The 24,518-nt window shown below is 69.4% G+C and carries 19 protein-coding genes and 1 riboswitch; of the genes, 7 read left to right on the forward strand and 12 right to left on the reverse strand.

Annotated elements, in window-relative coordinates; all coding sequences use genetic code 11:
• Positions 1-46 precede the first annotated feature (46 nt).
• Positions 47-1,003: a carbamate kinase gene (gene arcC / locus APAU_RS01875; protein ID WP_006299961.1), complete on the reverse strand. Its 957-nt coding sequence runs from the start codon at positions 1,001-1,003 to the stop codon at positions 47-49.
• A gap of 215 nt (positions 1,004-1,218) precedes the next feature.
• Here arcC and APAU_RS01880 point away from each other — a divergent pair, with 215 nt between their 5' ends.
• From APAU_RS01880 to pssA, 5 genes are all read left to right on the forward strand, one after another.
• Entirely contained in the window at positions 1,219-1,695 is a 477-nt protein-coding gene (locus APAU_RS01880; RefSeq protein WP_006299962.1) for an Lrp/AsnC family transcriptional regulator, read from the forward strand.
• On the forward strand, positions 1,692-2,219 hold the full coding sequence (locus APAU_RS01885) for a nitroreductase family protein (RefSeq protein WP_006299963.1): 528 nt from the start codon (positions 1,692-1,694) through the stop codon (positions 2,217-2,219). Before APAU_RS01880 ends, APAU_RS01885 begins: the two co-directional genes overlap by 4 nt.
• 137 nt (positions 2,220-2,356) lie before the next feature.
• Positions 2,357-4,807, forward strand: coding sequence for a DNA gyrase subunit A (gene gyrA, locus APAU_RS01890; RefSeq protein WP_006299964.1), 2,451 nt, complete (start codon positions 2,357-2,359; stop codon positions 4,805-4,807).
• A gap of 4 nt (positions 4,808-4,811) precedes the next feature.
• Entirely contained in the window at positions 4,812-5,432 is a 621-nt protein-coding gene (locus tag APAU_RS01895) for a phosphatidylserine decarboxylase family protein (RefSeq protein ID WP_006299965.1), read from the forward strand.
• A complete protein-coding gene (gene pssA, locus APAU_RS01900) occupies positions 5,429-6,175 on the forward strand; it encodes a CDP-diacylglycerol--serine O-phosphatidyltransferase (protein ID WP_006299966.1) in 747 nt (248 codons plus the stop codon). Before APAU_RS01895 ends, pssA begins: the two co-directional genes overlap by 4 nt.
• Positions 6,176-6,265: 90 nt before the next feature.
• Here the strand turns inward: pssA and APAU_RS01905 are convergent, their stop codons facing one another.
• The 4 genes from APAU_RS01905 to thiT form a co-directional block, all read right to left on the reverse strand.
• The gene (locus APAU_RS01905; RefSeq protein ID WP_006299967.1) at positions 6,266-8,326 is read right to left on the reverse strand and encodes a methyl-accepting chemotaxis protein; all 2,061 of its coding nucleotides are present in this window, start codon (positions 8,324-8,326) and stop codon (positions 6,266-6,268) included.
• A 15-nt stretch (positions 8,327-8,341) separates the two neighbouring features.
• Entirely contained in the window at positions 8,342-9,895 is a 1,554-nt protein-coding gene (locus APAU_RS13480) for a choice-of-anchor U domain-containing protein (RefSeq protein ID WP_006299968.1), read from the reverse strand.
• A gap of 109 nt (positions 9,896-10,004) precedes the next feature.
• Positions 10,005-10,754, reverse strand: coding sequence for a FecR family protein (locus tag APAU_RS01915; RefSeq protein ID WP_006299969.1), 750 nt, complete (start codon positions 10,752-10,754; stop codon positions 10,005-10,007).
• 118 nt (positions 10,755-10,872) lie between these two features.
• Positions 10,873-11,406: an energy-coupled thiamine transporter ThiT gene (thiT, locus tag APAU_RS01920; protein ID WP_006299970.1), complete on the reverse strand. Its 534-nt coding sequence runs from the start codon at positions 11,404-11,406 to the stop codon at positions 10,873-10,875.
• Between the two features lie 101 nt (positions 11,407-11,507).
• Positions 11,508-11,614, reverse strand: a riboswitch (TPP riboswitch).
• 79 nt (positions 11,615-11,693) lie between these two features.
• Between thiT and APAU_RS01925 the strand changes: the two genes are divergently transcribed.
• Both APAU_RS01925 and APAU_RS12405 read left to right on the forward strand, forming a co-directional pair.
• Positions 11,694-13,856 (forward strand): CHASE2 domain-containing protein, encoded by a 2,163-nt coding sequence (locus APAU_RS01925; RefSeq protein ID WP_006299971.1) that lies wholly within the window; start codon positions 11,694-11,696, stop codon positions 13,854-13,856.
• Between the two features lie 374 nt (positions 13,857-14,230).
• A complete protein-coding gene (locus APAU_RS12405) occupies positions 14,231-16,219 on the forward strand; it encodes a diguanylate cyclase domain-containing protein (RefSeq protein WP_006299972.1) in 1,989 nt (662 codons plus the stop codon).
• 69 nt (positions 16,220-16,288) lie between these two features.
• Here APAU_RS12405 and APAU_RS01935 read toward each other — a convergent pair whose 3' ends face one another.
• From APAU_RS01935 to APAU_RS01965, 7 genes are read right to left on the reverse strand one after another with little or no spacing between them, the layout of a single operon-like run.
• A complete protein-coding gene (locus APAU_RS01935; RefSeq protein WP_006299973.1) occupies positions 16,289-17,605 on the reverse strand; it encodes a UDP-glucose dehydrogenase family protein in 1,317 nt (438 codons plus the stop codon).
• Positions 17,606-17,639: 34 nt separating this feature from the next.
• Positions 17,640-18,554, reverse strand: a complete 915-nt coding sequence (locus tag APAU_RS01940; protein ID WP_006299974.1) for a polysaccharide deacetylase family protein — start codon at positions 18,552-18,554, stop codon at positions 17,640-17,642.
• The gene (locus APAU_RS01945) at positions 18,555-19,565 is read right to left on the reverse strand and encodes a bifunctional UDP-4-keto-pentose/UDP-xylose synthase (protein ID WP_006299976.1); all 1,011 of its coding nucleotides are present in this window, start codon (positions 19,563-19,565) and stop codon (positions 18,555-18,557) included.
• Between the two features lie 39 nt (positions 19,566-19,604).
• Positions 19,605-20,525, reverse strand: a complete 921-nt coding sequence (locus APAU_RS01950; RefSeq protein WP_006299978.1) for a formyltransferase — start codon at positions 20,523-20,525, stop codon at positions 19,605-19,607.
• Positions 20,522-21,478 carry a glycosyltransferase gene (locus APAU_RS01955; protein ID WP_006299979.1) on the reverse strand — a complete coding sequence of 319 codons (957 nt, stop codon included), beginning with the start codon at positions 21,476-21,478 and terminating at the stop codon, positions 20,522-20,524. The genes APAU_RS01950 and APAU_RS01955 overlap by 4 nt, the downstream gene beginning before the upstream one ends.
• Positions 21,475-22,647: a DegT/DnrJ/EryC1/StrS family aminotransferase gene (locus APAU_RS01960; protein ID WP_006299980.1), complete on the reverse strand. Its 1,173-nt coding sequence runs from the start codon at positions 22,645-22,647 to the stop codon at positions 21,475-21,477. The genes APAU_RS01955 and APAU_RS01960 overlap by 4 nt, the downstream gene beginning before the upstream one ends.
• Positions 22,644-24,353, reverse strand: coding sequence for a glycosyltransferase family 39 protein (locus APAU_RS01965; protein ID WP_006299981.1), 1,710 nt, complete (start codon positions 24,351-24,353; stop codon positions 22,644-22,646). The genes APAU_RS01960 and APAU_RS01965 overlap by 4 nt, the downstream gene beginning before the upstream one ends.
• Between the last annotated feature and the right edge of the window lie 165 nt (positions 24,354-24,518).

A 24,518-nucleotide genomic window follows, 5' to 3' on the forward strand; every position in this document is an offset into this window, starting at 1 on the left:
GACCTCCTCCGATGTTTCGTCCCTTGGGGACGCAGGACAGTGGCCCCTAGGCCATGGTGACCACGGTGCCCTCCTTGCCCTCCAGGGCGTCCACGGCCTTGTAGAGGGAGGTGATGATGGCCTTCCGGCCCGGGAAGGTGCGGGCGAACTTCACCGCCGCCATCACCTTGGGGAGCATGCTCCCCGGGGCGAAGTGCCCCTCCTCCATGTACTGGATGGCCTCCGCCACGGTCATCTGGGAGAGGACCTTCTGCTCGGGCTTCTTGAAGTTCAGGCAGACCCGGTCCACCTCCGTGAGGATGAGGAGCACGTCCGCCTCGATGTCCTCCGCCAGCTTCTCCGCCGCCAGGTCCTTGTCGATCACCGCCGCCACTCCGGTGAGGGAGCCGTCCAGGTTCTCCACCACCGGGATGCCGCCGCCTCCGGCGGTGACCACGATGGTGCTGTCCCAAAGGCGCTTCACCGCAGCGATCTCGGAGATCTTCTTGGGCTCCGGGGAGGCCACCACGCGCCGCCAGCCCCGTCCCGCATCCTCCTTCATGGCGTAGCCCTTCTCCTCCGCCAGCTTCTTGGCCTCCTCTTCGCTGTAGAAGGGGCCGATGGGCTTCGTGGGCTTCTGGAACGCCGGGTCCCGGGGGTCCACCACCACCTGGGTCACCAGGGTCACCACGGGGATGTTGAGGTTCCGGTTCCGCAGGGCGTCCCGCAGGGCCTGCTGGATCTGGTAGCCGATGTAGCCCTGGCTCATGGCGCCGCACACGTCGAAGGGCATGGCGGGGGTCTCGGGGTTGGCCTGGGCGGCGATCTCCTGCCCCAGGACGATGCGTCCCACCTGGGGACCGTTGCCGTGCACCACCGCCATCTCGTAGCCTCGCCGGCTGATCTCGGCCAGGTACGCGGCGGTCTTCTGCACCACCTGCAGCTGCGCTTCTGCGGTGGGGGGCGTGCCTGCCTCCTGCAGCGCGTTGCCTCCCAGAGCGACGACGACCTTCGTGGCACCCATTGCGGATCACTCCTCCATACGATTCGGGTTGGGGTCTGGGGAAGAGTGTAAACCTAAACCGGTCTCCGGTTCAATATGAGGGGTTGCCATGGAATCTCATGAAGTCGACAGGTTGGGAGGAGGGGGCTTTTTCCGGTATGATCCGTGGGAAGCGTAGGATTCCACGGTTTTGCCTCCCGGGGGAGCGTAAACCGAAACGAAACGGGGGAAGGGACATGCAGTCGGACAAATTGCTGGACGACATCGGTCGGCAGATCCTCAGGGCGCTTCAGGAGGATGCCCGGATCTCCTTCAGCGAGCTGGGGCGTCGGGTGGGGCTCTCGTCTCCCGCCGTGGCGGAGCGGGTCCGCCGCATGGAGGAGGGAGGGGTGATCCAGGGCTACCGGGCCATGGTGAGCTACGAGCGCCTGGGATTCCCCATCACCGCCTTCATCCGGGTGAGCACCCCCGCCAGCCGCATGCACGAGGCGGACCTCATCGCGGAGAAGATCCCGGAGGTGCTGGAGTGCCACCACCTCACCGGCACGGACTGCCTGATCCTCAAGGTGGTGGTCTCCTCGGTGGGGCATCTGGAGGAAGTGATCAACCAGATGGGACACTACGGCCAGACCACCACCTCCATCGTCCTGTCCTCCCCGGTGACGAGCCGCATCCTGGAGCCGTCCATGCTGGACAACGCCGAGAGACCGTGACCCTGCGGGAGAACCCCGCCGTGGCCGCCCTCCTGGGGAGGCGGAGCATCCGCCGCTTCGAGTCCCGGGAGGTGGAGGAGGAGCGGATCTCCCTGCTCCTGGAGTGTGCCTGCGCCGCCCCCTCGGCGGCGGGGACGCGGCCCTGGCACTTCGTGGTGGTGCGGGACCGGGGGCGCCTGGACGCCCTGGCCCAGGCCCACCCCTATGGGAAGATGCTCTTTCAGGCCCCCCTGGCGGTGGTGGTGTGCGGGGACCCGGGGAAGAGCGACCTGGCCCGGCTCTATTGGGAGGAGGACTGCTCCGCCGCCATGGAGAACCTCCTGGTGGCCGCCCATGCTCTGGGGCTGGGAGGGGTGTGGCTGGGGGTACAGCACACCCCCCAGAGGGAGGCGGCCCTTCGGGTGATCCTCTCCATCCCCGAGACCGTCCGGGTCCTGGGCGTGGCGGCCCTGGGTTACCCCGGGGAGGCCAAGGCTCCCCACAGCGGATGGGACGAAGGCTCGATCCACCGGGACGGCTGGTGACCTTTCCCCCCATGGATCTCCCCGGGACGTCCCGGGGACGCAGGCAGCGACGTGCTACAATCAACGTGTTCCCCACGGACGGTCGGGATTTGTCCCTGCCGACCGTGGGGTGATTTCCGTTTTCTGGAGGCTCTCAGATGGATCAGGATTCCAGCCAGACCGATCTTTTCCACAAGGTGATTCCCCTTCCCCTGGAGGAGGAGATCAAGCACAGCTATCTCGACTACGCCATGAGCGTCATTGTGGGCCGGGCCCTGCCCGACGCCCGGGACGGCCTCAAACCGGTGCAGCGCCGGGTCCTCTACGCCATGTTGGAGCTGGGGCTGCGGCACAACCAGGCCTTCAAGAAGTCCGCCCGGGTGGTGGGGGAGACCATGGGCAAGTACCATCCCCACGGAGACGCGGCGATCTACGAGACCATGGCCCGGTTGAGCCAGGACTTCAGCCTCCGCTACCCCCTGGTGGACGGACAGGGCAACTTCGGCTCCATCGACGGGGACCCTCCGGCGGCCATGCGGTACACCGAGGCCCGCCTCCACTCCCTGGGGGAGGAGATGCTGGCGGACATCGACGAGGAGACGGTGAACTGGGGGCCCAACTTCGACGAGTCCCTCCAGGAACCCCTCGTCCTGCCCTCCCGGGTGCCCAATCTGCTGGTCAACGGCAGCACGGGCATCGCCGTGGGGATGGCCACCAACATGCCCCCCCACAACCTGAGGGAGGTCATCGACGCGACCTGCGCCCTCCTGGAGGATCCCCAGATCGAACTGGGGGAGCTGATGGCCCTCCTGCCCGGTCCGGACTTCCCCACCGGCGGGGTCATCCTGGGACGGGACGGCATCGTGGACGCCTACAAGACCGGACGGGGGAAGGTCATCGTCCGGGGCTGCGCGGACATCGAGGACGGCCGACGGGGCCGGAAGGCCATCGTCATCACCGAGATCCCCTACATGGTGAACAAGACCTCCCTCATCGAGACCATCGCCAAGGGCGCGCAGAGCGGCCATCTGGACGGCATCACGGACCTGCGGGACGAGTCCAACCGGGAGGGCATCCGGGTGGTGCTGGAGCTGCACCGGGACGCGGACCCGAACCTGGTGCTGCGGCAGCTCTACAGCCGAACCCAGCTCCAGAGCACCTTCGGGGTCATCAATCTGGCCCTGGTGGACGGGCGGCCCCGGGTGCTCACCCTCCACCAGATCCTTCAGGTCTTCCTGGACCATCGCCGGGCGGTGGTGCGCCGCCGCACGGAGCATCGGCTCCGCAAGGCGGAGGAGCGGGCCCACATCGTGGAGGGGCTGGTGCGGGCCCTGGACCTGATCGACCAGGTCATCGCCCTCATCCGGTCCGCTTCCGACCCCGCCTCCGCCAAGGCAGCCCTGGTGGAGACCCTGGGTTTCAGCGAGGTGCAGGCCCAGGCCATCCTGGACATGCGGCTCCAGCGCCTCACGGGGCTGGAGCGCAGCAAGCTGGAGGAGGAACTGGCCCAGCTTCTCCAGGACATCGAACGCTACCGCAGCATCCTGGCCAATCCGTCGATCCTGGACGGGGTGGTGCGGGGAGAGCTTCAGGAGATCCGGGCCGCCTACGAGGACGACCGGCGCACCCGCATCGAAGACGCGGTGGAGGACGTCTCCGCGGAGGACCTGATCCCGGAGTCGGAGATCGTGGTGGTCTTGAGCCGCGACGGCTTCCTGCGCCGCATGCCCCTCCAGGACTACCGCTGCCAGTCCCGGGGAGGCAAGGGCGTCAAGGGCGCCTCCACCCGGGGGGAGGACGAGATCGCCCTGGTGACGGTCACCACCACCCACCGGACCCTGTACCTCTTCACCAGCCGGGGCCGGGTGTTCGCCATCCGGGGTTTCACCCTGCCGGAGCCCAAGACGGGCAAGGGCAAGCACGTGAGCACCTTCGTCTCCCTGGAGGAAGGGGAGCGGGTGGTGACCCTCCGGGACAGCCGTCTGGACGGGGCGCGGTTCGTGTTCTTCGTCACCCAGCGCGGGGTGGCCAAACGCCTCCCCGTGACGGAGCTGGACGGGATCAACCGGGCGGGGCGACGCATCCTGGGCCTGGCCCCGGAGGATACCATCGCCCGGGTTCGGTTCACCGGGGGGGAGGACGAGCTGCTCCTCACCACCGCCCAGGGGCAGACCCTGCGGGTGCCGGAGGGGGAGTTCCGTCCCCAGGGCCGGACGGCCCACGGGGTGCGAGGAGTCCGTCTGGACGAGGGAGACCTGGTGGTGGGGTGCGACGTCATCGAGCCGGGCCGCCAGGTACTCTTCATCAGCGAGCGGGGCATCGGCAAGCGCACCCCCTACGACGAGTTCACCGCCCACCACAGGGGGGGCGGGGGCGTCCGGGCCATGAAGCTGGTGGACCGCACCGGGGACCTGGTGGGCGCCTGGGGGGTCCGGGAGGACGACGAACTGGTGGTCATCTCCGCCAAGGGGCGCATGGTGCGCCTTCTGGCCGGGGAGATCTCCAGCCTCGGACGGGCCGCCACGGGCTATAAGGTGGTGCGTCTGGATGAGGGAGACGAGGTGGCGGACGTGAGCATCATCCGCTGCGCGGACCTGGAGGAGGAGTAGCCCCGTGCGCCTTGCCCGGGACGGTTTCCCCTCCATCGGAGGCCTCCTCTTCATGATCGTCGGGGCTTGGTTCTTTTCCCGTCCCGTGGCGCTCTTCCTGCTGCTCCCCCTGGCCTTCGTGGTCTGGTTCTTCCGGGACCCGGAGCGGGTCGCCCCGGCGGATCCCTCCGTCTGGGTGAGCCCCGCGGACGGCAAGGTGGTGGAGATCGAGCGGACCTACCATCCCTTCGTGGGGGAGGTCACCAAGGTGGGCGTCTTCATGAGCCCCCTGGACGTGCACGTCAACCGGGCCCCCACGGTGGGCACCGTGGCCCACCTGGAGTACGTCCCTGGGAAGAAGTGGCTGGCCTTCGCCCCCAAGGCGTCGGAGGAGAACGAACGGCTCTACCTGGGGCTGGAGACGGAACAGGGCCGGACCATGATGGTCCAGATCGCGGGGCTCCTGGCGCGACGCATCGTCTGCCGGGCCCCCAAAGGAACCCCTTTGGCCCGGGGGCAGCGCTACGGCATGATAAAATTGGGCAGCAAAGTGGACCTGTACCTGCCGAACTCCGTGAGCCCCGCGGTGACGCTGGGGCAGAAGGTTCGGGCGGGAGAGACCCCCATAGGAGTGGTGAACGGATGAAAAAGACGAGAACCCTGCGGAAGGACCTGCCCTTCCGGAAGATCATCCCCAACATGATCACCAGCGGCAACCTGCTCTGCGGTTTCCTGTCCCTGGTGATGGTCTACCAGGGGCACCCCTTGCCCGCGGCGTGGCTGGTGGCCATCGCGGTGGTGTTCGACTACCTGGACGGCAAGGTGGCCCGAAGCCTGGGGGGAAGCTCCGACTTCGGGGTGGAGCTGGACAGCCTGGCGGACGTGGTCAGCTTCGGCGTGGCCCCCGCCTTCCTGGCCCACTCGGTCTACATCGGCCTGGACGGGGGGCTTCACGGCGCCCTGGCGGCGGCCTTCTTCGCCCTCTGTGGGGCCCTGCGGCTGGCCCGGTTCAACGTCACCCACGTGGTGGGGCCCTTCCAGGGGCTTCCCATCCCCGCGGCGGGGTTGAGCCTGGGGGCCTTCATCCTCGCGGGGGTGCCCCTGCCCGCCTGGGGTGCGGAACTGGCCCTGGTGAGCCTGGGGGGGCTCATGATCTCCAAGGTCCCCTACGGAAACCTGAAGAAGCTCCGCAAGGGCAACCTGAACCGACACCGGGCGGCCTTCCTGGGGGGCTTTCTGCTTCTCCTGGGGGTGGTGCTCAAGGAAAAGGCGCCCCTGGCCATGGGAGGCATCTACGTGGCCAGCGGCTTGGTGCACCTCGACTGGGGGACGTGGCTTTCCCTGTGCCCCCTGGAGGACGAGGAGGAACCCCTGGAAGAGGAGATCTAGCCTCGAAGGGGCGTTCCCGGGAAGACCGGAACCGGAAGAAGAAGGAGCGAGGGTCCCGACGGGGCCCTCGCTCCTTGGTTTTTGGGGGGCTCAGCTCCGGTTCGGCAGGGACAGGGGGCCCTCCGTGCGGAACCGGGACAGGTCCGTCTGGATCTTCTTGGACCCCTCCGCGAGTCCCTGGGACTCCAAGGCCACCTGCTCCGAGGCCCGGGACGTCTCCCCGGTGGAATACCGGATGGACGAGAGGGCCTCCGTCACCTGCACCGTGCCCCTCGTGACCTGGTCCACGCCGCTGGCCATCTCCTGGGCGGCGGCGGCCTGTTCCTCCGAGGTGGCGGCGATGTTCTGCATGGCGTCGTTCACCCGGGCGATTTCCCGCAGGGCCTCCCGGAGTTTTTCCCGGGTCGTCTGGGCGCGGGCCACGGTCTCCTCCATGGCCGTCCCGGCCCTGCGGCTCACCTCCAGGGAGCCTTGGGTATCCTCCCGAAGGGAGCCGATGAGGGTCTCCACCTCCCGGGCGGCCTGGGCGGATTCTTCCGCCAGTTTGCGCACCTCTTCCGCCACCACCGCGAAACCCCTCCCGGCCTCTCCCGCTCGGGCGGCCTCGATGGCGGCGTTCAGGGCCAGGAGGTTGGTCTGGTCCGCGATGCTGCGGATGGTCCCCACGAAGCCGGAGATGGAGGAGACCGAATCGGCCACCTTGTGCATGCTTTCCAGGGATTCCCGGCTCTGCTCCCCGATGGCCGCGATGGTCCGCACCACGTCGTCCACCTGGGTCACCGCCTGTTCGGAGAGGGCCGCCGTGTGCCCCGACGCCTCCGCGCCCTGGGAAGCGGCGTTCGCCGCGTTGGTGGCGGAGGAGGAGACCTCCTCCACCCCCGCGTTGGTCTGCTGCAGGGCGGCGGAGTTGGACTCGGAGAGGGCGGCGGCCTGATCCACGGAGGAACGGATCTCCTCCATGGAGGCCACGGATTCCTGGGAAAGGGCCGCCAGAGATTCCGCAGCGGCGTTCACCCGGGAGGCCTCCTCCCCCAGGGAGCGGATCAGGGAGGCCAGGTGCCCCCTCATGTCCTCCATGCTTCGGACCAGGACGCCGATCTCGTCGTGTCGCCGCAGCGCCCCTTCCTCGGCCCGGGTGGTCAGGTCCCCCTCGGCGATGGCGGCCATCTGGGCGCTGGTGTCCCGGATGGGTCTCGCCACGCTGCGGGCGAAGAGGAAGGCGAAGCCCACCCCCGCCGCCACGAAGACCAGGGTCAGGGCCAGGAGGGTCAGGGTGGTGGAGCGCACCGCCGCGAAGGCCTCCTCCTCCGGGACCGGGGCGGCCAAGGACCAGCCCGTGTCCCCGATGGGGGCGAAGGCCACGGTCATGCCCCGCCCGTCCTCGCGGTAGGTCCCCTCACCCCGTTCCCCCGCGGTCATGCGCCGGGCGATCTCCCGCAGGGAGGCGTCCCGTCCCTTGCCCTCCTCCAGCAGGTTTTCCAGGTTCTTCACCTTCTCCGGGTCGCTGTGGGCCACCAGGGCCCCGGAACGGTCCAGGGCGAAGGGGTGCCCCGTCTTGCCCAAGAGGATTTCGGAAACGATGCGGGAGAAGAGCGTTCCGTCCAGGGCGGCGGTGAAGACCCCCGTGATCGTTCCCTGGGGGTTTCGTACCGGGATGGCCGCCACGGAGACCAGCAGCCCCGTGGTCTTGCTCACCAGCGGGCTGGAGAGGTTGTCCTTTCCCTGGAGGGCAAGCCGGAAGTAGCCCCGGTCCCCCAGGTCCACGTCCTTGTCGTCGAAGGTGAACCCCTTGCCGTCGGGCCCCAGGAGGGTCAGGTTGGTGAACTCCGGGTACAGGGCCTTCACCTCCCCGAGGATCTGGCATAGCCGTTCCCGGTTCTCCCGGTAGGCCGTCTCGTCGGCCCGGTCGTGGGCCCGGGGGAAGCGATCGTTGGCGGCGGCGGTGGTCAGGATGGCGTAGATCCTCTGGATGCGGGCATCCAGGGTGGAGGCCACCTCCAGGGAGGTGCGTCTCAGGGCGGCGTGCAGCTCCTGGGAGAGTGCCCGGCGGAAGAGGGCGAGGCCCGTTCCCCCAAGGACGAGGCAGGTCAGGGCCACCATCAGGGAAACCACCACCAGGAGCCGTGCCTGGATGCTTTGGAAACGGAACATGGGGATCCCTCCTCCTCAGTGTCGGTTTCGCGCCAGGATCAGAAGGGGCAGGAGGAGAGCCAGGAGCAGGAGTCCCTGGAACCCCCCGTTGCACCCCCCGCCTCCTCCCCCGGATTGCGAGGTCGGGGGGCCGTAGCAGACGTTCCCCGCGTTCCGGTCCATCAACTCGGAGAAGGAGGCCGGAGCCCGGTGGACCCCGTCCCCGATGTTGCGGACCAGAGCGGAGGACGGAGAGGTCCCCGGGCCTACCAGCAGGAGGATCTGCCCGTTCGCCTGGCCGTCCGAGTCGTCGGGGCCCCCGTCGGAGACCGTCACGGAGGCCGTCTCCCCCGTGGCCCCGGAGGAGCGGGCCTGTTGGGCGGAGTAGTGATACGTGAAGATGCGTCCCTCGTTCGCGGGAAGGGGCCCGGGCAGGTGAAGGGTCACGGTGGTGGACCCTCCCGTGGAGAGCCCGGAGATCTGGAGGGCGTAGATGCCCACCTGGAGGATGCCTCCCAGCTTGGAGATGCTGCCCTCAGGGGACTGGTAGCCCTCCGGGAGGATGGCCCTCAGGTGCAGCCCCTCCAGGGAGAGGAGGCTCCCCGAGGAGGTCACGAAGCCGATGGCCCCGTTCCAGCACTGTGTTGTGCAGGCCTTGGCGTTGGGCTCCGTGTTGTCGAAGGAGCGGTTTCCCACCGTCACGGGACCCGGATCCTGAGCGTCCGCCACCCCGTTCCCGTTGGAGTCTCCCGGGTCCGCAAGCTGGAAGGTCCCGAGGTCGGACCACTCGCTCCAGTTTCCCTGGTCGTCTCGGTAGCGCAGCCGGAAGGCGTAGTTCCCCACGGGGTAGAGCCGGGGGGGCAGATCCAGGGCCGTGGCGGGCCCCGTCAGCAGGGCCAGCAGGGGGGTCCCGGAAGGGGTCGTCTTGCGGTTTGCCCGGAGGAGGGCTGCCAGCCCTTCGGTCGGTCCGGAGGGGGACCCGGAGAGTTCCCACTCCGTGGCGGCGTGGGGATGGGGCCCCTCGTAGGGGCTTCCCTGGAGGGTCAGAACGCCCCGGTCCGCGGTCCCGGAGGGAGAGACGGGGGAGGGCTTCCCCGGTCCTGCGGGGGTGGGGGTGGGAGAGGGCGTCGGCGTGAGGCTTGGGGTCGGGGTGAGGGTGGGTGTGGGGCTCGGGGTGACGGAGGGCGTCGGGGTGGGGTCGGCTCCGGCTACGGAGAAGGAGGTGCTGACGGACTCGTGGGTTCCTCCGTTGACGATGACGACCCACCAGTGGTAGGTGCCGCTGGGTAGGGAGGGGCCGGTGGCGGAGTTGGAGCCTGCGGGAGCCCCGTCGGCGGAGGCGACGACGGACGAGGCGCCTCCTTCGGGTTCCAGGTAGACCGAGACGGTTCCCCCGGAGTTGTCGTAGTCCGCCGTCCAGGTGAACACCACCGGGTCCCCCCCCGGCAGGACGGCCTCGGGGGCGGGGGCCACGTTGACTATTGTGCTGCCCCAGGAGGGGGAGGTCCCAAGGAGGAGGACGAGGAAGGCGAGGCGGCACAGCCGGAGGGGGCGCGAAAGACCACTGCGGAGCCGGGCGGTTCTTCTCATGAACGGATCCCCCTTTCCCATGCGAAACCGGGATCATCCGCCGGGGGCCCAGGGGCACGGCGACCCCTGAGCCCTTCGGCATCCGGGAGAGACGGCGCTTGCGTGGGGGTTACAGGCAGGGGTCATGGCCGCCGAAGGGGCCTCCGTCTCGTTCTCCGCCGCCTCCTCCGCCCCCGCCGGGCTGGGAGGGAGCGGGAGGAGAAGGGGGGGAGGAGGGGCCGACGCTCGGCAGGGTCCCCGGGACGGTGGGAGGGGCGGGAGGCGTGAGGGCCTCCTGGACGTCCGTGGCGGAGACGGTGGTGGACATGCCCGTCCCCAGGGTCTGGGTGTTCCCCAGGGCGTCGGTGACCTCCACGGTGCCCCCGGTGACGGAGACGCTGGAGGTGCCGTTTTCCGTCACCGCCACCCCGAACTCGGTGCCTCGCACCGACGCCACCAGCACCGGGGTGGCCACGTCCAGGGGCGTCCCGGGCTTCACGCGGTACCAGCCCGTTCCCTGGTCCATGCGGTAGGTCTCGGGTACCTTGCCGGGGGGGACGTTTCGGGGTTCCTTTCCCGGCTCCGCCCCGTAGGAGAGGGTGGTCTTTTCGGTGACCCGGACCTCCACCTGTCCCTTCGCGGAGTGCAGGGTGACCAGGGAACCCGGAGCCGTCCGGAGCTTGGCCCCCTCCGGCAGCTCCGCCCCGAGGGCCGCAGGCTTCCACTGTTTCTGAACCGCGTCGTAGACCTCCGCCTTCCCCACCAGCGCGACCACCTTGGCGGCCCCCCAGGCCGGAACGGCCCAGACCAGGGTCGCCAGGGCGAGGGCCAGCAGGACGACGTGGCGCCTCCTGCCCCCTTGCGGATCTCCGTGCCTCATGCCCATCCCTCCTCGAACGATGTCGGGTCGGTCCAGACGCTTGAGCCTCTTGGCAGAGAGGCTCTTTAGCGTCATATTAGGGCAATGGGATGAGATGGACAAGGTGGGGCGTTTCGGGTCACCGAGGGGAAGCGGCCTGCCCGACCTTTCCCGCCAGCCTCCGGGCCAGGGGGATCGCCGCCGCGCCGGAGAGGATCAGGCTGGGGGCGAGGAAGGTCCCGTTGTACGACAGGGAGTAGAGCCACACGTTGGTCCCCTGGGGGGCGAAGGAGGCGAAGAAGACCACCCCGGAGAGGACGTGGCAGAGCAACCGGGCCCCCCCGCCCAGCAGGAGCCCCGCGATCTGCCGGGGCAGCCCGTCGCCCCGGAAGATCCCTGCCAGGCCCACGGCCCCGAAGGCCACGGGGTAGTCCAGGAGGGCTTGGAGGGGGTGCACCACGTAGCCCCCGAAGAACAGCTGGAGGAGGCCGGAGAGGGTCCCCGCGGCGATCCCCGCCCGGGGACCCCGCAGGAGAGCGAAGGCCAAGAGGGGGGCCATCTCCAGGGTCACGGAGCCCCCTTGGGGCAGGGCGAAGAGCTTCAGGTTGGACAGGACCAGGGACAGGGCGGCGGCGACGGCGCCCTCCGTCAGGGCGCGGGTGCGGTCGGACATGGAGAAGACCTCCTTCCCGGGAGGCGGCCCGGGGCCGGACGTCATCGGGGAGAAACGCAAAGGGCCGCGCCCAGGGCGCGGCCGAAGAGAGGGGTCCTTGGAGGTTCCAGGGGGCACCATCCCTTCGCCGGCATGACCCGGATCAGGTTCAAGGGGTCGAGGCCCTGCGGCCTCCTCTCAGTCGTTTCCGACTCCCCCGATGCGCCTCCATTCAAGGGGAAGGGCGCGTCCTTGTCAATGGACGCCCGGTACGGAAGGGGTTCAGCCGGAGAAGGAGGGAGGGCGCCATGATCCCGAAGGCGTGGAGGGGACGACGTTCCGGTTTCTCCCTGCTGGTCCTGGCGGCGGGGCTGCTGGGGGCTCTCCTGGGGGCCAGCCCTCCCGCCCCGGTGCGGGACCTGGACAGGCGGGCCTTCGACCTGCGCCTCTCCCTTCTGCCGGAGGTGCCCGTGCCCCTGGAGGTCGTCCTGGTGCTGGCTCGGGAGGAGACCTTGGCCCGTATGGGCCGTTGGCCCTGGCCGAGGCGCTACCACGCGGCCCTGCTGGATCGGCTGGGGGAGGCCCGGACGGTGGTGCTGGACATCCTCTTCCCCGAGGGAGGGGATCCGGAGGACGACGCCCTGCTGGCCCGGGCGGCGGCCCGGCACGGTCGGGTGGTGGCGGCGATCCACCTGGCCCCGGGGCAGGGGAAGGCTCCGCCCCGGATCCTTCCCCCCTACGACGCCCTGTTCCGAGGGGTGGCGGATGTGGGGGTCACCAACGTGGAGGCCGACGAGGACGGGGTGTTTCGCTACGCCGTCCCCCTGTGGCCTGTGGCGGGAGGGGTCGCGCCCTCCCTGTCCCTGGCGGGAGTCTCCTTGGCCCTGGGCCTGAAGCCGGAGGTGGAGGAGTCCCCCCGGGGACTGATCCTGCGCCTGGGGAAGGCCCGCCTGGATCTGGACGGGGATCGGCGCGTCTGGGTTCGGTTCTCCCGGGTTCCCCCGAGGGTGTTCGAGTACGGGGATGTCCTGGAGGGGAAGGTGCCCCCGGAGGCCTTCCGGGACCGCATCGTGGTGGTGGGGGTGGCCGCCGCCGGGGCGGGAGACGTGGTGACCGCCCCGAACGGGGGAGGGGTGCGAAGCCTTTTCGGCGCCCAGTTCAACGGGGAGACCATCCGCACGCTCCTGGGAGGAGGGACGCCCCGCTGGATTCCCCCCTGGGCCGCCGCCCTGCTGGGTGCCCTGGTGGCCTCCCTGGGGGCGGTCCTGGCCCTCTTCGCCCGACCCCTTTGGGCCGCCCTGGGTTTCGGCGGCCTGGTGGTCCTCCTCTTGGGGGGAGAGCAGGCGCTTTTGGCCTCGGGGCTGTGGGCCGCTCCCCTGGCAGGCCCCCTGACCCCGGGGGTCCTGACCTTCGGGACGGGGCTGTACCTGCGTTTCCGGGTGCTCCACGGGGAGGAGCGGACCCATCGGCTTTCCGTTTTCGGCATCCTGGACCTGGTGCGGGAGACCCGAGATCCCAAGGAGATCCCCGAAAGACTTGCCTCGGTGTTGGCAGAGATCCGGGCTCAGGACGGCATCGAGGTGGAGTCCCCGGGGCTCTCCTTTCGGGAGGTCTTCGAACGGACCCGTGCCCTGGGGGTGGAGGAGGCCCTGGAGGGAGCGGGGAAGGAGGCGGTGGTCCTCGAGACCCCTCGGGACCCGTGGCGATTTCGGATGATCGTCCCCCTGCCGGAAGAGGAGGAGACCCGCTACCTGCTCCTCCGCTGGCGCCGGTCCCTCCCCCTGGAGCAGGTCCGCAGCGTGGCGGCCCTGGCGGTGGCGGCAGACTGGTTCGCCCGGGCACTTACGGAGGCGAAGAAGCAGAAGGAGACCCTCTACCAGACCGTGGCGGCCATGGTGGAGGCCATCGACGCCAAGGACCCGGTGACGGCGGGGCACTCCCGCAGGGTCTGCGACCTGTCCGTGGAGCTGGCGCGCCACCTGGGGGCGGACGAGCGCACCCTGGAGGAGATCACCTTCGGGGGGATCATCCACGACGTGGGCAAGCTGGGGATCCCCGATGCGGTGCTGGGCAAGCAGGGCAAGCTCACCGACGAGGAGTTCGCCCTGATCCGGTCCCACCCCTCCGTGGGGGAGCGCATCCTGGCCCCCGTGTCCCTTCCGGAGGTGGCCAAGCAGGCCATGGCGGAGCACCACGAGAAGTGGAACGGCCGGGGCTACCCCCGAGGGCTCAAGGGAACGGAGATCAGCCTGGCGGGGCGGATCGTGGCGGTGGCGGACGTGTACGACGCCCTGGCCAGCGATCGCCCCTACAAGAAGGGGTGGCCCCTGGCGGAGGTGTGCGATCTGCTCTACAAGCAGTCCCGGGAGGATTTCGACCCCGACGTGGTGCAGGCCTTTTGGGAGATGAAGGCCCCGGAGGACTGGGTCCCCCCGGACCGGAGGCCTCCGACCGAGAATGCCTCCTCCTGAACGGCGGGGTTCCGGGGAAGCTCCGACTCCCTGCGGAAGGCCCTGCTTCGTTCGGTGAGGTTTCCGGCTATACTGGAGCGCACGGACGCCGGAGGATCGGCCCCGTCACCGGGAAGAGGGATCGGCGCGCAACGGACGAAGCACGCTGCGGGATCGCTTCGAGAGTCCCCAAGGGCCTCCGGAACGGGTACGAGGGGGACGGAAGGTGTGACCCCGAAGGGTGCCGCCGGGGGTGTCGCGTCTCGTTTCGTTTCTTGTCGCCGAGGATCGGAACCGGAGGAGACGCCCCGTAAGCGCTCGGGCGGCCCGGTTGTGCGCGTCGTCCAACCAGCAGGCATCCGGCCCCGCATGTCCGAAGGGAGAGCCCCCATTTCATGAATTTGTTCGACATGCGGACCGTGGTCCTCACCAGCGCCGCCATCGTCTTCGTCTGTTCGCTCCTGCTGCTGATGCTTTGGAGGCAGAACCGCGGAAGGTTCTCCGGGATGGGACTGTGGGCCGGAGGGTTTGCCGCAGTGGCCGTCGGTTTTTGCCTTTTGTTCCTGCGCGGGATCATCCCGAACGCCGCCTCCATCCTCCTCGCAAACGTGGTCATCATGTCGGGTGCCCTCATGACCCTCGTCGGGACGGACCGGTTCCTTGGACGAAGGGGGGGACACCTCCACAACGTCGTCCTCCTCGGCGTCTTTGCCGTCCTGTTCGCCCGGTACTCCCTCGTCCAGGACCACCTTCCGGCGAGGACCGCTCTCGTCTCCGTCCTGATGACCCTCTTCACCGCCCAGGGGGCCTGGCGCCTCCTCGTCTCCATCGGTCCGGAGGTCCGCCGCTGGACCTTCCTGACCGGGTCGGTCTACGGAGCGTTCGCCCTGATCAACATCGTGAGGCTGGTGCGGATCACCTCGGGGGCCGATGCGTCGTGGGGGGACTTCTTCGCGGCGAACGGCTTCGAGACCCTCATCGTCTTCCTGTACCAGCTCCTGTCGATCCTCCTGACCTACAGCCTCACGCTCATGGTGACCCGGAGGCTGCTGCTCGACGTGCGCGCTCAGGAGGAAAAGTTCTCCCGGGCGTTCCGCTCCGCCCCCTACGTCCTCACCCTCGCGCGTCTCTCCGACGGTCTCATCCGGGAGGTCAACGAAGGCTTCGTGGGCATCACGGGATACGCCTACGACGAAGCGGTCGGGAGAACCTTCTCCGAACTGGGGCTCTGGGCCGTCGAATCGGACCGTCGTGCCGTCGTCGAAGCCCTGGTGAAGACCGGAAGCGTCCGCGATCGGGAGTACCCGTTCCGCCTGCGCTCCGGAGAGACGATGCTGGGGGCGCTCTCCTCGGACACCCTCGAGATCGGCGGCGAAACCTGCGTCCTGTCGAGCATCACCGACGTCACGGACCGTCGGCGCATGGAGGACGCCCTCCGGGAGAGCGAGGAGAAATTCCGGTATATGGCGGAGCATTCGAGCGACACCATCTGGCATACCGACGCGGAGTGTCGTTTCACCTACGTCAGCCCCGCAGACGAACGGATGCGCGGTTTTACGCAGGACGAAGTGGTCGGAACCACCGTCTGGAGCCTGCTCAAGCCGGAGGGGGTCGAACACGTCAGGCGTCTGAGCGCCCAGTACGCCGCCGAGGGCCGGACGGACGCCGGAACGGGAGCCCTGCGATACGAACTGGAGCTGATCTGCAAGGACGGGACCTGGCTCTGGACGGAGGTCAACGTGGTCCCGCACCGCGACGGAGTGGGAAAACTCGTCGGCTACCACGGCGTGACGCGGGACATCTCGGAGCGTAAACGCACCGCCGAGCGCATGGAACACCTGGCCCGGCACGACCCGCTCACCGACCTGCCCAACCGGGCGCTCTTCTTCGACCGCCTCGACGTGGCCCTTGCCCTCTCGAAACGGAACGGGACGCGGCTTGCGCTGATGTTCGTGGACCTCGACCGATTCAAACCGGTCAACGACACCTTCGGCCACGCGGTGGGGGATGTCCTTTTGAGGGAGGCTGCGGGGCGCATGAGGGCCTGCATCCGTGGGTCCGACACCGTGGGACGCATCGGCGGGGACGAGTTCGTGGTGCTCCTTCCTGCCGTCGAGACGCAGAAGGCCCCCCTCGTGGTCGCCGAAAAGCTGCGCAGGGCGCTGGCCCGTCCCTTCGAGATCGACGGACGCCGGATCGGGATCTCCTGCAGCATCGGTATCGCCATCGCCCCGGACGACGGGTGCGACCCCATCGAACTCGCGAAGAATGCCGACATGGCGATGTACCTCGCCAAGCAGCAGGGGGGCGACGCCGTTCGGTTCTTCGGGTCGCAGGCCGAGGCTCCCCGGGTTACCGAAAAGGCTTTGCCCCGGGAGACGTAACGTCTCCCGGGGCAAAGCCTTGGCTCCGTTCCGGGGAGCCCGCTTCCCAGAGCCTTTCGCCCTGATCCGCTAGGGCCTTCCGATGGCGTAGTAGGCGAAGCCCCGGCGGCGCAGCTCCGGGCCGGAGTACTGGTTGCGCCCGTCGAAGACCGCCTTCTCCCGGAGCTTCTGCCCCACCAGGCGGAAGTCCGGCTGCTTGTACAGATCCCACTCCGTCACCAGCACCAGCCCGTCCGCCCCCTCCAGGGCCTCGTAGTGATCCGTCAGGAAGGCCAGGCCGGGCCGGTTTCCCAGGAGCCGCCGGGCCTCCTCCAGGGCCACCGGGTCGTGGAGGCGCAGGGAGGCCCCCGCCCCCAAGAGGTCCTGGATCAGCACCAGGGAGGAGGCCTCCCGCAGGTCCGAGGTGTTGGGCTTGAAGGAGAGGCCCCAGAGGGCCAGGACGCGCCCCCCCAGCTCACCCCCGAAGTGCCGCAGGATCTTCTGGAAGAGCACGTGCTTCTGCGCCTCGTTCACGTCCTCCACCGCCTGGAGGATCCGGGGGGAGTAGCCCTTCTGGAGGGCGGTGTGTCTCAGGGCCCGCACGTCCTTGGGGAAGCAGGAGCCTCCGTAGCCGCACCCGGGGGAAATGAAGGCGTAGCCGATGCGTCCGTCGGACCCGATGCCCAGACGGACCTTCTCCACGTCCGCGTCCACCAGCTCGCAGATCCGGGCCATCTCGTTCATGAAGGAGATCTTGGTGGCCAGGAGGGCGTTGGCGGCGTACTTGGTCATCTCCGCGGAGCGGATGTCCATGAAGAGAACCTTCTCCTGGGGGAGGAAGGAGTACAGCTCCCGCAGGGTCTCCTCCGCCTCCGGGGCGTCCGCCCCCACCACCACCCGGTCGGGGTGGAGGAAGTCCGCCACCGCCGCCCCCTCCCGGAGAAACTCGGGGTTGGAGGCCACGGAGAAGGGGATTCCCGCCCCCCGGGCCTCCAGGGCTCGGGCCACGCAGTGGCGCACCCGGTCGGCGGTGCCCACGGGGACGGTGGACTTGGTGACCACCACCGAGGGGCCCTCCAGGGCCGCACCGATCTGTTCCGCCACCTCCAGGACGTACTGGAGGTCCGCGCTGCCGTCCACGTCCGAGGGGGTCCCCACGGTGATGAAGCAGACCCGGGCATCCCGGACCGCCTCGGGGAGGGCGGTGGTGAAGGCCAGGCGCCCTGCCCGCTGGTTCGAGAGGATCACGTCCCCCAGTCCCGGTTCGTAGAAGGGGACCGTCCCCTCCTGGAGCCCTCGGATCTTCTCCTCGTCCACGTCCACGCAGGTCACCCGGTTGCCGAAGCCCGCCAGGCAGGCTCCGGTGACGAGGCCCACGTATCCTGTGCCGATCACGGCGATGCGCATGTCCTTCCTCCTCCGTTTCGGGAGCCCGAAAGCCTCAGGCCGCCGGTTCCTCCTCGATGATCTGGGTGGCCACCCGTCCCGCCCGGCCCTCGATGGGGCACATCCTCACGGGGCACACCGGCAGGGTCTCCGGGTCCAGGGCCTGGGCCACCGTGGACAGGGGGACGCAGCGCACCCCCTGGTCCCGGGCCCGGGTCAGGAACTCCCGGAACACCCCCAGCTGGCCCATCCCCTCCATCTCCCCGTGGAGGGTGAAGACGTTCAGCCCTTCCCGAAGCAGCCCCAGGAGGTGCTCCGCCAGCCGGGAGCCCTCCAGACCGCCCCGTCCCAGGACCTCGTCCATGGTGGGGAGGGTGGAGGGGATCTGGGGGGTCCGGAAGACCTTGTTCCCCCATCGGGGCAGGAAGGGGAAGGCCCCCCGGGTGTCGCTGCAGTAGTCCAGCTTCAGCTCCTCCTGGACCCGGAGGCTCTCCTCCGTGACCTGCCAGCCCGGGGCGGCGCAGGCTCGGGCCGCCTTGCCGGTGCGCTGGGAGAACAGGTCGAAGGCCCGGCGGAAGTCCGCTTCCAGGGTGGTGACGGGAAGCTTGGGGAGCCGGTCCTGCCACTTCACGTGGTCCCAGGCGTGCACCCCGCAGTCGTGTCCCTTCCGCGCCGCGTCCCGGAGGATCCCCGGGGCGGATTCCACGATCAGAGGGGCGGGGAGCAGCGTCCCGTAGAGCAGGGTGCGCCAGCCGTAGGTGGACACGGCGCTGGTGCGGCGCATCTTCTCCAGGAACCCCGGGCGGAAGACCCGCACCAGGGCCTTCCCGGAATTGTCCGGTCCCATGCTGAAGAAGAAGCTGGCCTTCACGGACAGCTCCTCCAGCAGCCCCAGGAGGTTGGGGACCCCTTCCCGGTAGCCCCGCAGCGTGTCCACGTCCACCTTCAGGCCCAGGATCTTCACGGCCATTCACCCCTGGTTCAGGTAGAAATGCACCGTGCGCTCCAGGGTCTGTCGCAGGGGGCGCGTCGCCTCCCAGCCCAGCAGCTCCTTGGCCTTGCGCACGCTGGGCCGCCGGTCCCGCACATCCTGGTAGCCCGTCCCGTAGTACTCCGTCGCGGGGACCTCGGTCAGGGGAACCGACGCCGTGTCCTCCTGTCCCGGCTGGGCCGCCAGGACCTCTCGCAGCAGCTCCGCCACCTCCCGGATGGAGTGGTTGTTCCGGGGGTTGCCCAGGTTGAAGATCTGCCCGTTCGCCGCCTCGGGCTGACGGAGGATGGCCAGGAGGCCTTCGATGCCGTCGTCGATGTCCGTGAAGCTGCGCCGTTGGGCGCCCCCGTCCACCAGGACCAGGGGGCGACGGCGCAGCAGGTTCCCCAGGAGCTGGGGCACCAGGCGGTTGTCGTTCCCCTCCGGGCGGAGGGGGTCGTCCTGCCTCGGGCCGATCCAGTTGAAGGGCCGGAAGAGGGTGTAGGGCAACCCCTTCTGGGCTCCCAGGGCGGCGATGACCCGGTCCATCATCTGCTTGCTGCAGCTGTAGATCCACCGGGACTTGCCGATGGGGCCCTGCACCAGGATGCTGTGGTCCTCGTCCAGCTCCTCGTCGGGGCTCATGCCGTAGACCTCCGAGGTGGAGGGGAAGACCACCCGGGTGCGGGTCTCGGCGCAGCGCCGCACCACCCGCAGGTTCTCCTCGAAGTCCAGCTCGAAGATCAGCAGGGGGTTTTCGATGTACACCGCCGGGCGGGCGATCCCCGCCAGGGGCACCACCGCGTCCGCCGCCTCCACCTCCCGGTCGATCCAGTCCCAGGAGTTCCCCATGGTGTCCTTGCGGAAGGAGAACCGGGGGTTGCCCAGGCAGGCCCCCAGGTTGGAGTCTCCCGGGTCCAGGGCCGTCACGGTCCAGTCCGTCTCCGCCAGGATCTTCTCGCAGAGGAAGCTGCCGATGAAGCCGTTGGCCCCCAGGATCAGCACGTTCATGTCCCTCATCCTTTCTTCCGGCGTCCCGTCCCTTGCGGGCTAGGACAGCCGCGCCCCCGGCGTCAGGCCGGGCATGGCCTCGTCCTCCCGGGCCCCCTCCTCCTGCACCTCCAGGAGCCGCAGGGCCCCGGAGCCACAGCGCACCCGAAGACCCCCCTCCGGGTCCTCGAAGCAGGTCCCGGGGGGCACCGACGGCTGCCCCGCCTCCGGCAGGGGCCAGGCCTTCCAGACGAAGAGCTTTCGGTTCCCCAGGAAGGCGAAGGCTCCCGGGTAGGGGCGGGTCACCGCCCGGACCAGATGGTACAGGCCCAGGGCGTCGCCGGTCCAGTCCAGCCGCCCGTCCGCGGGGGTGCGTCGGCCGAAGGTGGTGGCCCGGGCCTCGTCCTGGGGGGTGCGGGGGGCCCGACCCTGCGCCAGGAGGGGATAGGAGCGCCGCACCACCCGCACCGCTGCGTCCGTCACCCGGCGGAACACCTCCAGGGAGGTGTCCTCGAAGAGGATGGGCACCGATTCCTGGTCGATCAGGTCCCCCCCGTCGGGGCGGGGGGTCATGACGTGGAGGGTGGCCCCGGTGCGGGTCTCCCCGCGGATCACCGCCCAGTGGATCGGCACCCGGCCCCGGTACCGGGGCAGCAGGGAGCCGTGGAGGTTGTAGGCCCCCAGGGGGGGCAGGGCCAGCAGGTCCGCCCCCAGCAGGTCCCGGTAGTAGAAGGACAGCAGCAGGTCGGGCCTGAGGCTTCGGGCCAGGGCGATCCCTCCGGGGGAGGCCAGGCTCTCCGTGGACACGGGGATTCCCGCCGCCTCCGCGACCGGGGCGGGGGTGCGGAACCACCGGTTCTCCTTCGGGTCGTCCCGGTGGGTGAAGAGGCCCACCACGTTTGCCCCCAGGTCCAGCAGGGCCTCCAGGCAGGCCGTCCCCACCTCGCTGTAGCCGCACACCAGCACCCGAGGGGCGGTCACGGCCGGGACTCCTTCTCCGGACCCTCCGGGTAGAGGCGCCGCACCAGGTAGCGGGGGCGCTGGCGAACCTCCAGGTAGATGCGCCCCACGTACTCCCCGGAGATGCCGATGCCGAAGAGGAGCACCCCCAGGAGGAAGAAGTTCAGGGCCATGAGGGTGAAGAGCCCCTCCGCCTCCGCCCCCACCAGCAGGCGGCGCAGCACCAGGAAGAGGCCGAAGAGGACGCTCAGGGCCGACACCAGCAGGCCCATGAGGGTCACCGCCTGGAGGGGCACCAGGGAGAACCCCGTCATGAGGTCGAAGTTCAGCCGCACGAGCCGGTAGAGGCCGTACTTGGAGGTGCCGTGCTCCCGCTCCGCGTGCCCCACGGGGATGTCCACGGGGGACTGGGCGAACTTCTGGGCCAGGGCGGGGAGGAAGGTGGTGGTCTCCCGACACTGGTTGATCAGGTCCACGATGCGCCGGTCGTAGCCCCGGAGCATGCAGCCGTAGTCCTGGATGGCCAGGCCGGTGATGCGGTTGGAGATGCGGTTCACCACCTTGGAGGCGAGTTTCCGGAAGAGGGGGTCCCGGCGTCCCACCCGGTGGGTGCCCACCACGTCGTGCCCCCCGTCCATCTGCTCCAGCAGCCGGGGGATCTCCTCCGGGGGGTTCTGGAGGTCCGCGTCCAGGGTGAGGACCTTCTCTCCCCGGGCGTGGGCGAACCCCGCCAGAATGGCCATGTGCTGGCCGAAGTTCCCGTTGAAGTCGATGAGGCGCACGTAGGGGTGGTCCTGCACCGCCCGGACCAGCAGGGGCAGGGAGGCGTCCCGGCTGCCGTCGTTGATGAACACCACCTCGCAGGACCGTCCCAGCCCCTCCACCACCGGGAAGAGGCGGTCGAAGAGGGCGGGGAGGCTCTCCTGCTCGTTGTACACCGGGATGACCAGGGAGACCTCCGGGGAGGGGGTCATCGGGCCTCCGGGGCGGCGCAGACCTCCCGTACCGCCTCCACCACGTCCTCCACGTCCCGGTCCGTCATGTCCGGGAAGAGGGGGAGGGAGACGAGGCGGTCCGAAACCCGGGCGGCCTGGGGGAAGTCCTCCCGGGCCCAGCCGAAGCGCTCCCGGTAGTACCGGTGCAGGTGCACCGCCTTGTAGTGCAGCGCCGTGCCGATGTTCCTCTCCTTCAGGCGGGCCATGAAGGTGTCCCGGTCGAAACCCAGGGCGTCCACGTCCACCAGGGGGCAGTACAGGTGCCGCCCGTGCACGTGTTCGTAGGAGGGGGAGCCGAGGGGCAGGATGCCCCGCTGTCCCCGGAAGGCCTCGTCGTACCGCGCGGCGATCTCCTCCCGCCGCCCCTGGAACCGGTCCAGCTTGTCCAGCTGGTGCAGGCCGATGGCCGCCTGAAGGTCCAGCATGTTGTCCTTGAAGCCCAGCATGATGACCTCGTACTGGGGGGTCCCCGCCTCGGCGTAGCGGTTCCAGGCCCCCTTGGACATGCCGTGCTGCCGCAGCACGGACACGCGCTCCCCCAGGTCCTCGTCCCCCGTCACCACCATGCCCCCCTCCCCGGTGGTGATGTTCTTGGTGGGGTGGAAGCTGAAGACCCCCAGGGGCGCGGGGTTCTGCCCCACCGGTTCCCCCTTGTAGGAGGCCCCCAGGGCGTGGGCGCAGTCCTCCACCAGGGCCGCTCCCGTGTGCTTCGCCAGGTCCCGGAAGGCGTCCAGGTCCACGGGGAGCCCCGCGAAGTGCACCGGCACGATGGCCTTGGTGCGGGGGGTGCAGGCCCGTTCCGCCGCCCCCGGGTCCAGGTTCAGGGTGGCCGGGTCGATGTCCGCCAGCACCGGGGTGGCCCCGGTGAAGAGGATGGCGTTCACCGTGGCGGCGAAGGTCATGGGGGTGGTGACCACCTCGTCCCCCGGTCCCACCCCCAGGGCCACCAGGGACAGGTGCAGCCCCGCGGTGGCGGAGTTCACCCCCAGGGCGTAGGGGACCCCCAGGCGGGCGGCGAAGGCCTTCTCGAAGGCGGCGGTTCGGGGTCCCGTGGTGATCCAGCCGGACCGCAGGACCTCCGTTACCTCCCGGATCTCCTCCTCCCCCAGGGAGGGACGGGAGAAGGGCAAAAAGGTGGATCGGCTCATGGCAGCGCCTCCGTTTTCTGATTGGTCACCACGGTCTTGCCGTAGTAGAGGGGGTCGGAGCCCAGGACGCGGAAGGTCAGCCCCATCCGCCGGAACTCCTCCAGTTTCTCCGGGTCCGCCACGGCGAGGACGGGTTTGGGTCCCCGCCAGATCCGGGCGAACTCCTCCGGGGTCACGAACCAGTCCGGGTTCTCCGCCCTCTGGCCGAAGGAGAGTTCCCCGAAGCCCCCCGGATCGTTCACCAGGGTGATGCGGCGCTTCAGGTAGAAGGCCAGGCCCTGGTCGTAGTCCCGATAGTCCGCCACCACCGCGTCCGGGGTGGCGTGTCGGGCCACGATGGCCGCCACTCCCTTGGCGGAGCGGATCTGGCCGTAGAAGTCGAACAGCCCCTTGAAGGTTATCCCCATGGCGAGGGATCCGAGGCACAGCAGCAGCACCGCCCCACCGATCTTCCTCCGGAGCCCCGCAAGGAAGGGGAGGATGCCCACCGCCCCCAGCACCGCCGCCAGGGGGAGAGACACGGGGGCCAGCACCTCCGGGGCGAACCGGTCCTGGTGGTGGGGGTACAGCAGCAGCGTCGCCCCCAGGAGGAGGCAGACCGCCCCGTTCCCCGCCAGGCCCCAGAGGAGTCTTCTTCGGTCCTGGTCCGCCAGGATCCGGTCCAGAGCGGTTCCCGCCAGCACTCCCAGAGGGGGGAAGACCGGCAGGATGTAGGGCACCAGCTTGGACTTGGAGACGGAGAAGAACAGCAGCACCACTCCCGCCCAGAGGAGCAGGAAGAGGGCCTCCTCCCCGGGGCCCGCGGGGGCCTCGTCGTCCTCCCGGAGGCGACGGTCCGCCCCCAGGCTCCGCAGGGCGGCCAGGCCGTCCCGGAGGCCCTGCAGGAGGTTTCCCGTCCAGGGCAGGAAGCCCAGCAGCAGGATGGGCAGGAAGAACCAGCCGGGCTGGTACCGGTTGGCGTTCAGGGTGGCGTAGCGCAGGAAGTGCTCATGGACGAAGAAAAACCAGGCGAAGTCCGGGTTGCGGAGCATCACCAGGGCGAACCAGGGTCCCGCCAGGGCGAGGAAGACCAGGATCCCGGGGAGGGAGAAGGCCCGCCAGAGGAGAGACCAGCGCCTCGTCCCCAGGGCCCAGGCCACCCCCACCATCCCCGGCAGCACGACTCCGATGAGCCCCTTGGTGAGCAGCGCCAGGGCCATGCCCGCGTACCCCGCCAGCAGCCAGCGCCGGTTCCCCGTCACCCCCCGGTAGAGGCCGTAGAAGGCCAGGGTGAGGAAGGTCGCCAGGGCCATGTCCGTGAGGGTGATGTGGGCCAGGGCGAACCACACCAGGGAGGTCCCCACCATGAGACCGGAGAGGAAGGCCCCCCGGGGCCCGTGGGGGGCCGCGGCGACGTAGGTCAGCGCCGCCCCCCCCAGGGCGGACAGGGCGGGGACGGCTCGGGCCGCCAGCTCCGTCTCCCCCAGGGTCCGAAGGGAAAGGGCGCTCATCCAGTAGTAGAGCACGGGCTTCTCGAAGTACTTCACCCCGTTGAGCCTCGGGGTGACCCAGTCCCCCGTGGCCAGCATCTCCCGGGGGATCTCGCTGTATCGGCCCTCGTCGGGCTCCAGAAGGCCGTGGTCCCCGAGTCTCCAGAAATAGAGGAGGCCCAGGAGGGCCAGGAGGAGGGCGAAGGGCCGGGCGTGGCTGCGGAAGAATCCGTTCATGGGGGTCCCCGTCCTTTCCTTTATCGTTCCTTCGGTGGCTTCACCGTGGCCGGTTATACCGTTCCCCGGGCCGCACCGTCAAGGAAGGGGGTTTCTGGTGCTTCCCAGGGGAACGTGGTATCGTGAACAAAACATGTCCCGTAGTTCAAGGAGGGGATTTTCGTT

The sequence above is a fragment of the Aminomonas paucivorans DSM 12260 genome, assembly GCF_000165795.1.
In the GTDB taxonomy this organism is placed as follows: Bacteria; Synergistota; Synergistia; order Synergistales; family Synergistaceae; genus Aminomonas; species Aminomonas paucivorans.

Excerpts from the sequence above, each read along its gene's own strand:
- arcC (WP_006299961.1), bottom strand. The coding sequence starts at position 1,003 with ATGGGTGCCACGAAGGTCGTCGTCGCTCTGGGAGGCAACGCGCTGCAG.
- APAU_RS01880 (WP_006299962.1), top strand. The coding sequence starts at position 1,219 with ATGCAGTCGGACAAATTGCTGGACGACATCGGTCGGCAGATCCTCAGG.
- gyrA (WP_006299964.1), top strand. The coding sequence starts at position 2,357 with ATGGATCAGGATTCCAGCCAGACCGATCTTTTCCACAAGGTGATTCCC.
- pssA (WP_006299966.1), top strand. The coding sequence starts at position 5,429 with ATGAAAAAGACGAGAACCCTGCGGAAGGACCTGCCCTTCCGGAAGATC.
- APAU_RS01905 (WP_006299967.1), bottom strand. The coding sequence starts at position 8,326 with ATGTTCCGTTTCCAAAGCATCCAGGCACGGCTCCTGGTGGTGGTTTCC.
- APAU_RS13480 (WP_006299968.1), bottom strand. The coding sequence starts at position 9,895 with ATGAGAAGAACCGCCCGGCTCCGCAGTGGTCTTTCGCGCCCCCTCCGG.
- APAU_RS01915 (WP_006299969.1), bottom strand. The coding sequence starts at position 10,754 with ATGAGGCACGGAGATCCGCAAGGGGGCAGGAGGCGCCACGTCGTCCTG.
- thiT (WP_006299970.1), bottom strand. The coding sequence starts at position 11,406 with ATGTCCGACCGCACCCGCGCCCTGACGGAGGGCGCCGTCGCCGCCGCC.
- APAU_RS01925 (WP_006299971.1), top strand. The coding sequence starts at position 11,694 with ATGATCCCGAAGGCGTGGAGGGGACGACGTTCCGGTTTCTCCCTGCTG.
- APAU_RS12405 (WP_006299972.1), top strand. The coding sequence starts at position 14,231 with ATGAATTTGTTCGACATGCGGACCGTGGTCCTCACCAGCGCCGCCATC.
- APAU_RS01935 (WP_006299973.1), bottom strand. The coding sequence starts at position 17,605 with ATGCGCATCGCCGTGATCGGCACAGGATACGTGGGCCTCGTCACCGGA.
- APAU_RS01940 (WP_006299974.1), bottom strand. The coding sequence starts at position 18,554 with ATGGCCGTGAAGATCCTGGGCCTGAAGGTGGACGTGGACACGCTGCGG.
- APAU_RS01945 (WP_006299976.1), bottom strand. The coding sequence starts at position 19,565 with ATGAACGTGCTGATCCTGGGGGCCAACGGCTTCATCGGCAGCTTCCTC.
- APAU_RS01955 (WP_006299979.1), bottom strand. The coding sequence starts at position 21,478 with ATGACCCCCTCCCCGGAGGTCTCCCTGGTCATCCCGGTGTACAACGAG.
- APAU_RS01960 (WP_006299980.1), bottom strand. The coding sequence starts at position 22,647 with ATGAGCCGATCCACCTTTTTGCCCTTCTCCCGTCCCTCCCTGGGGGAG.
- APAU_RS01965 (WP_006299981.1), bottom strand. The coding sequence starts at position 24,353 with ATGAACGGATTCTTCCGCAGCCACGCCCGGCCCTTCGCCCTCCTCCTG.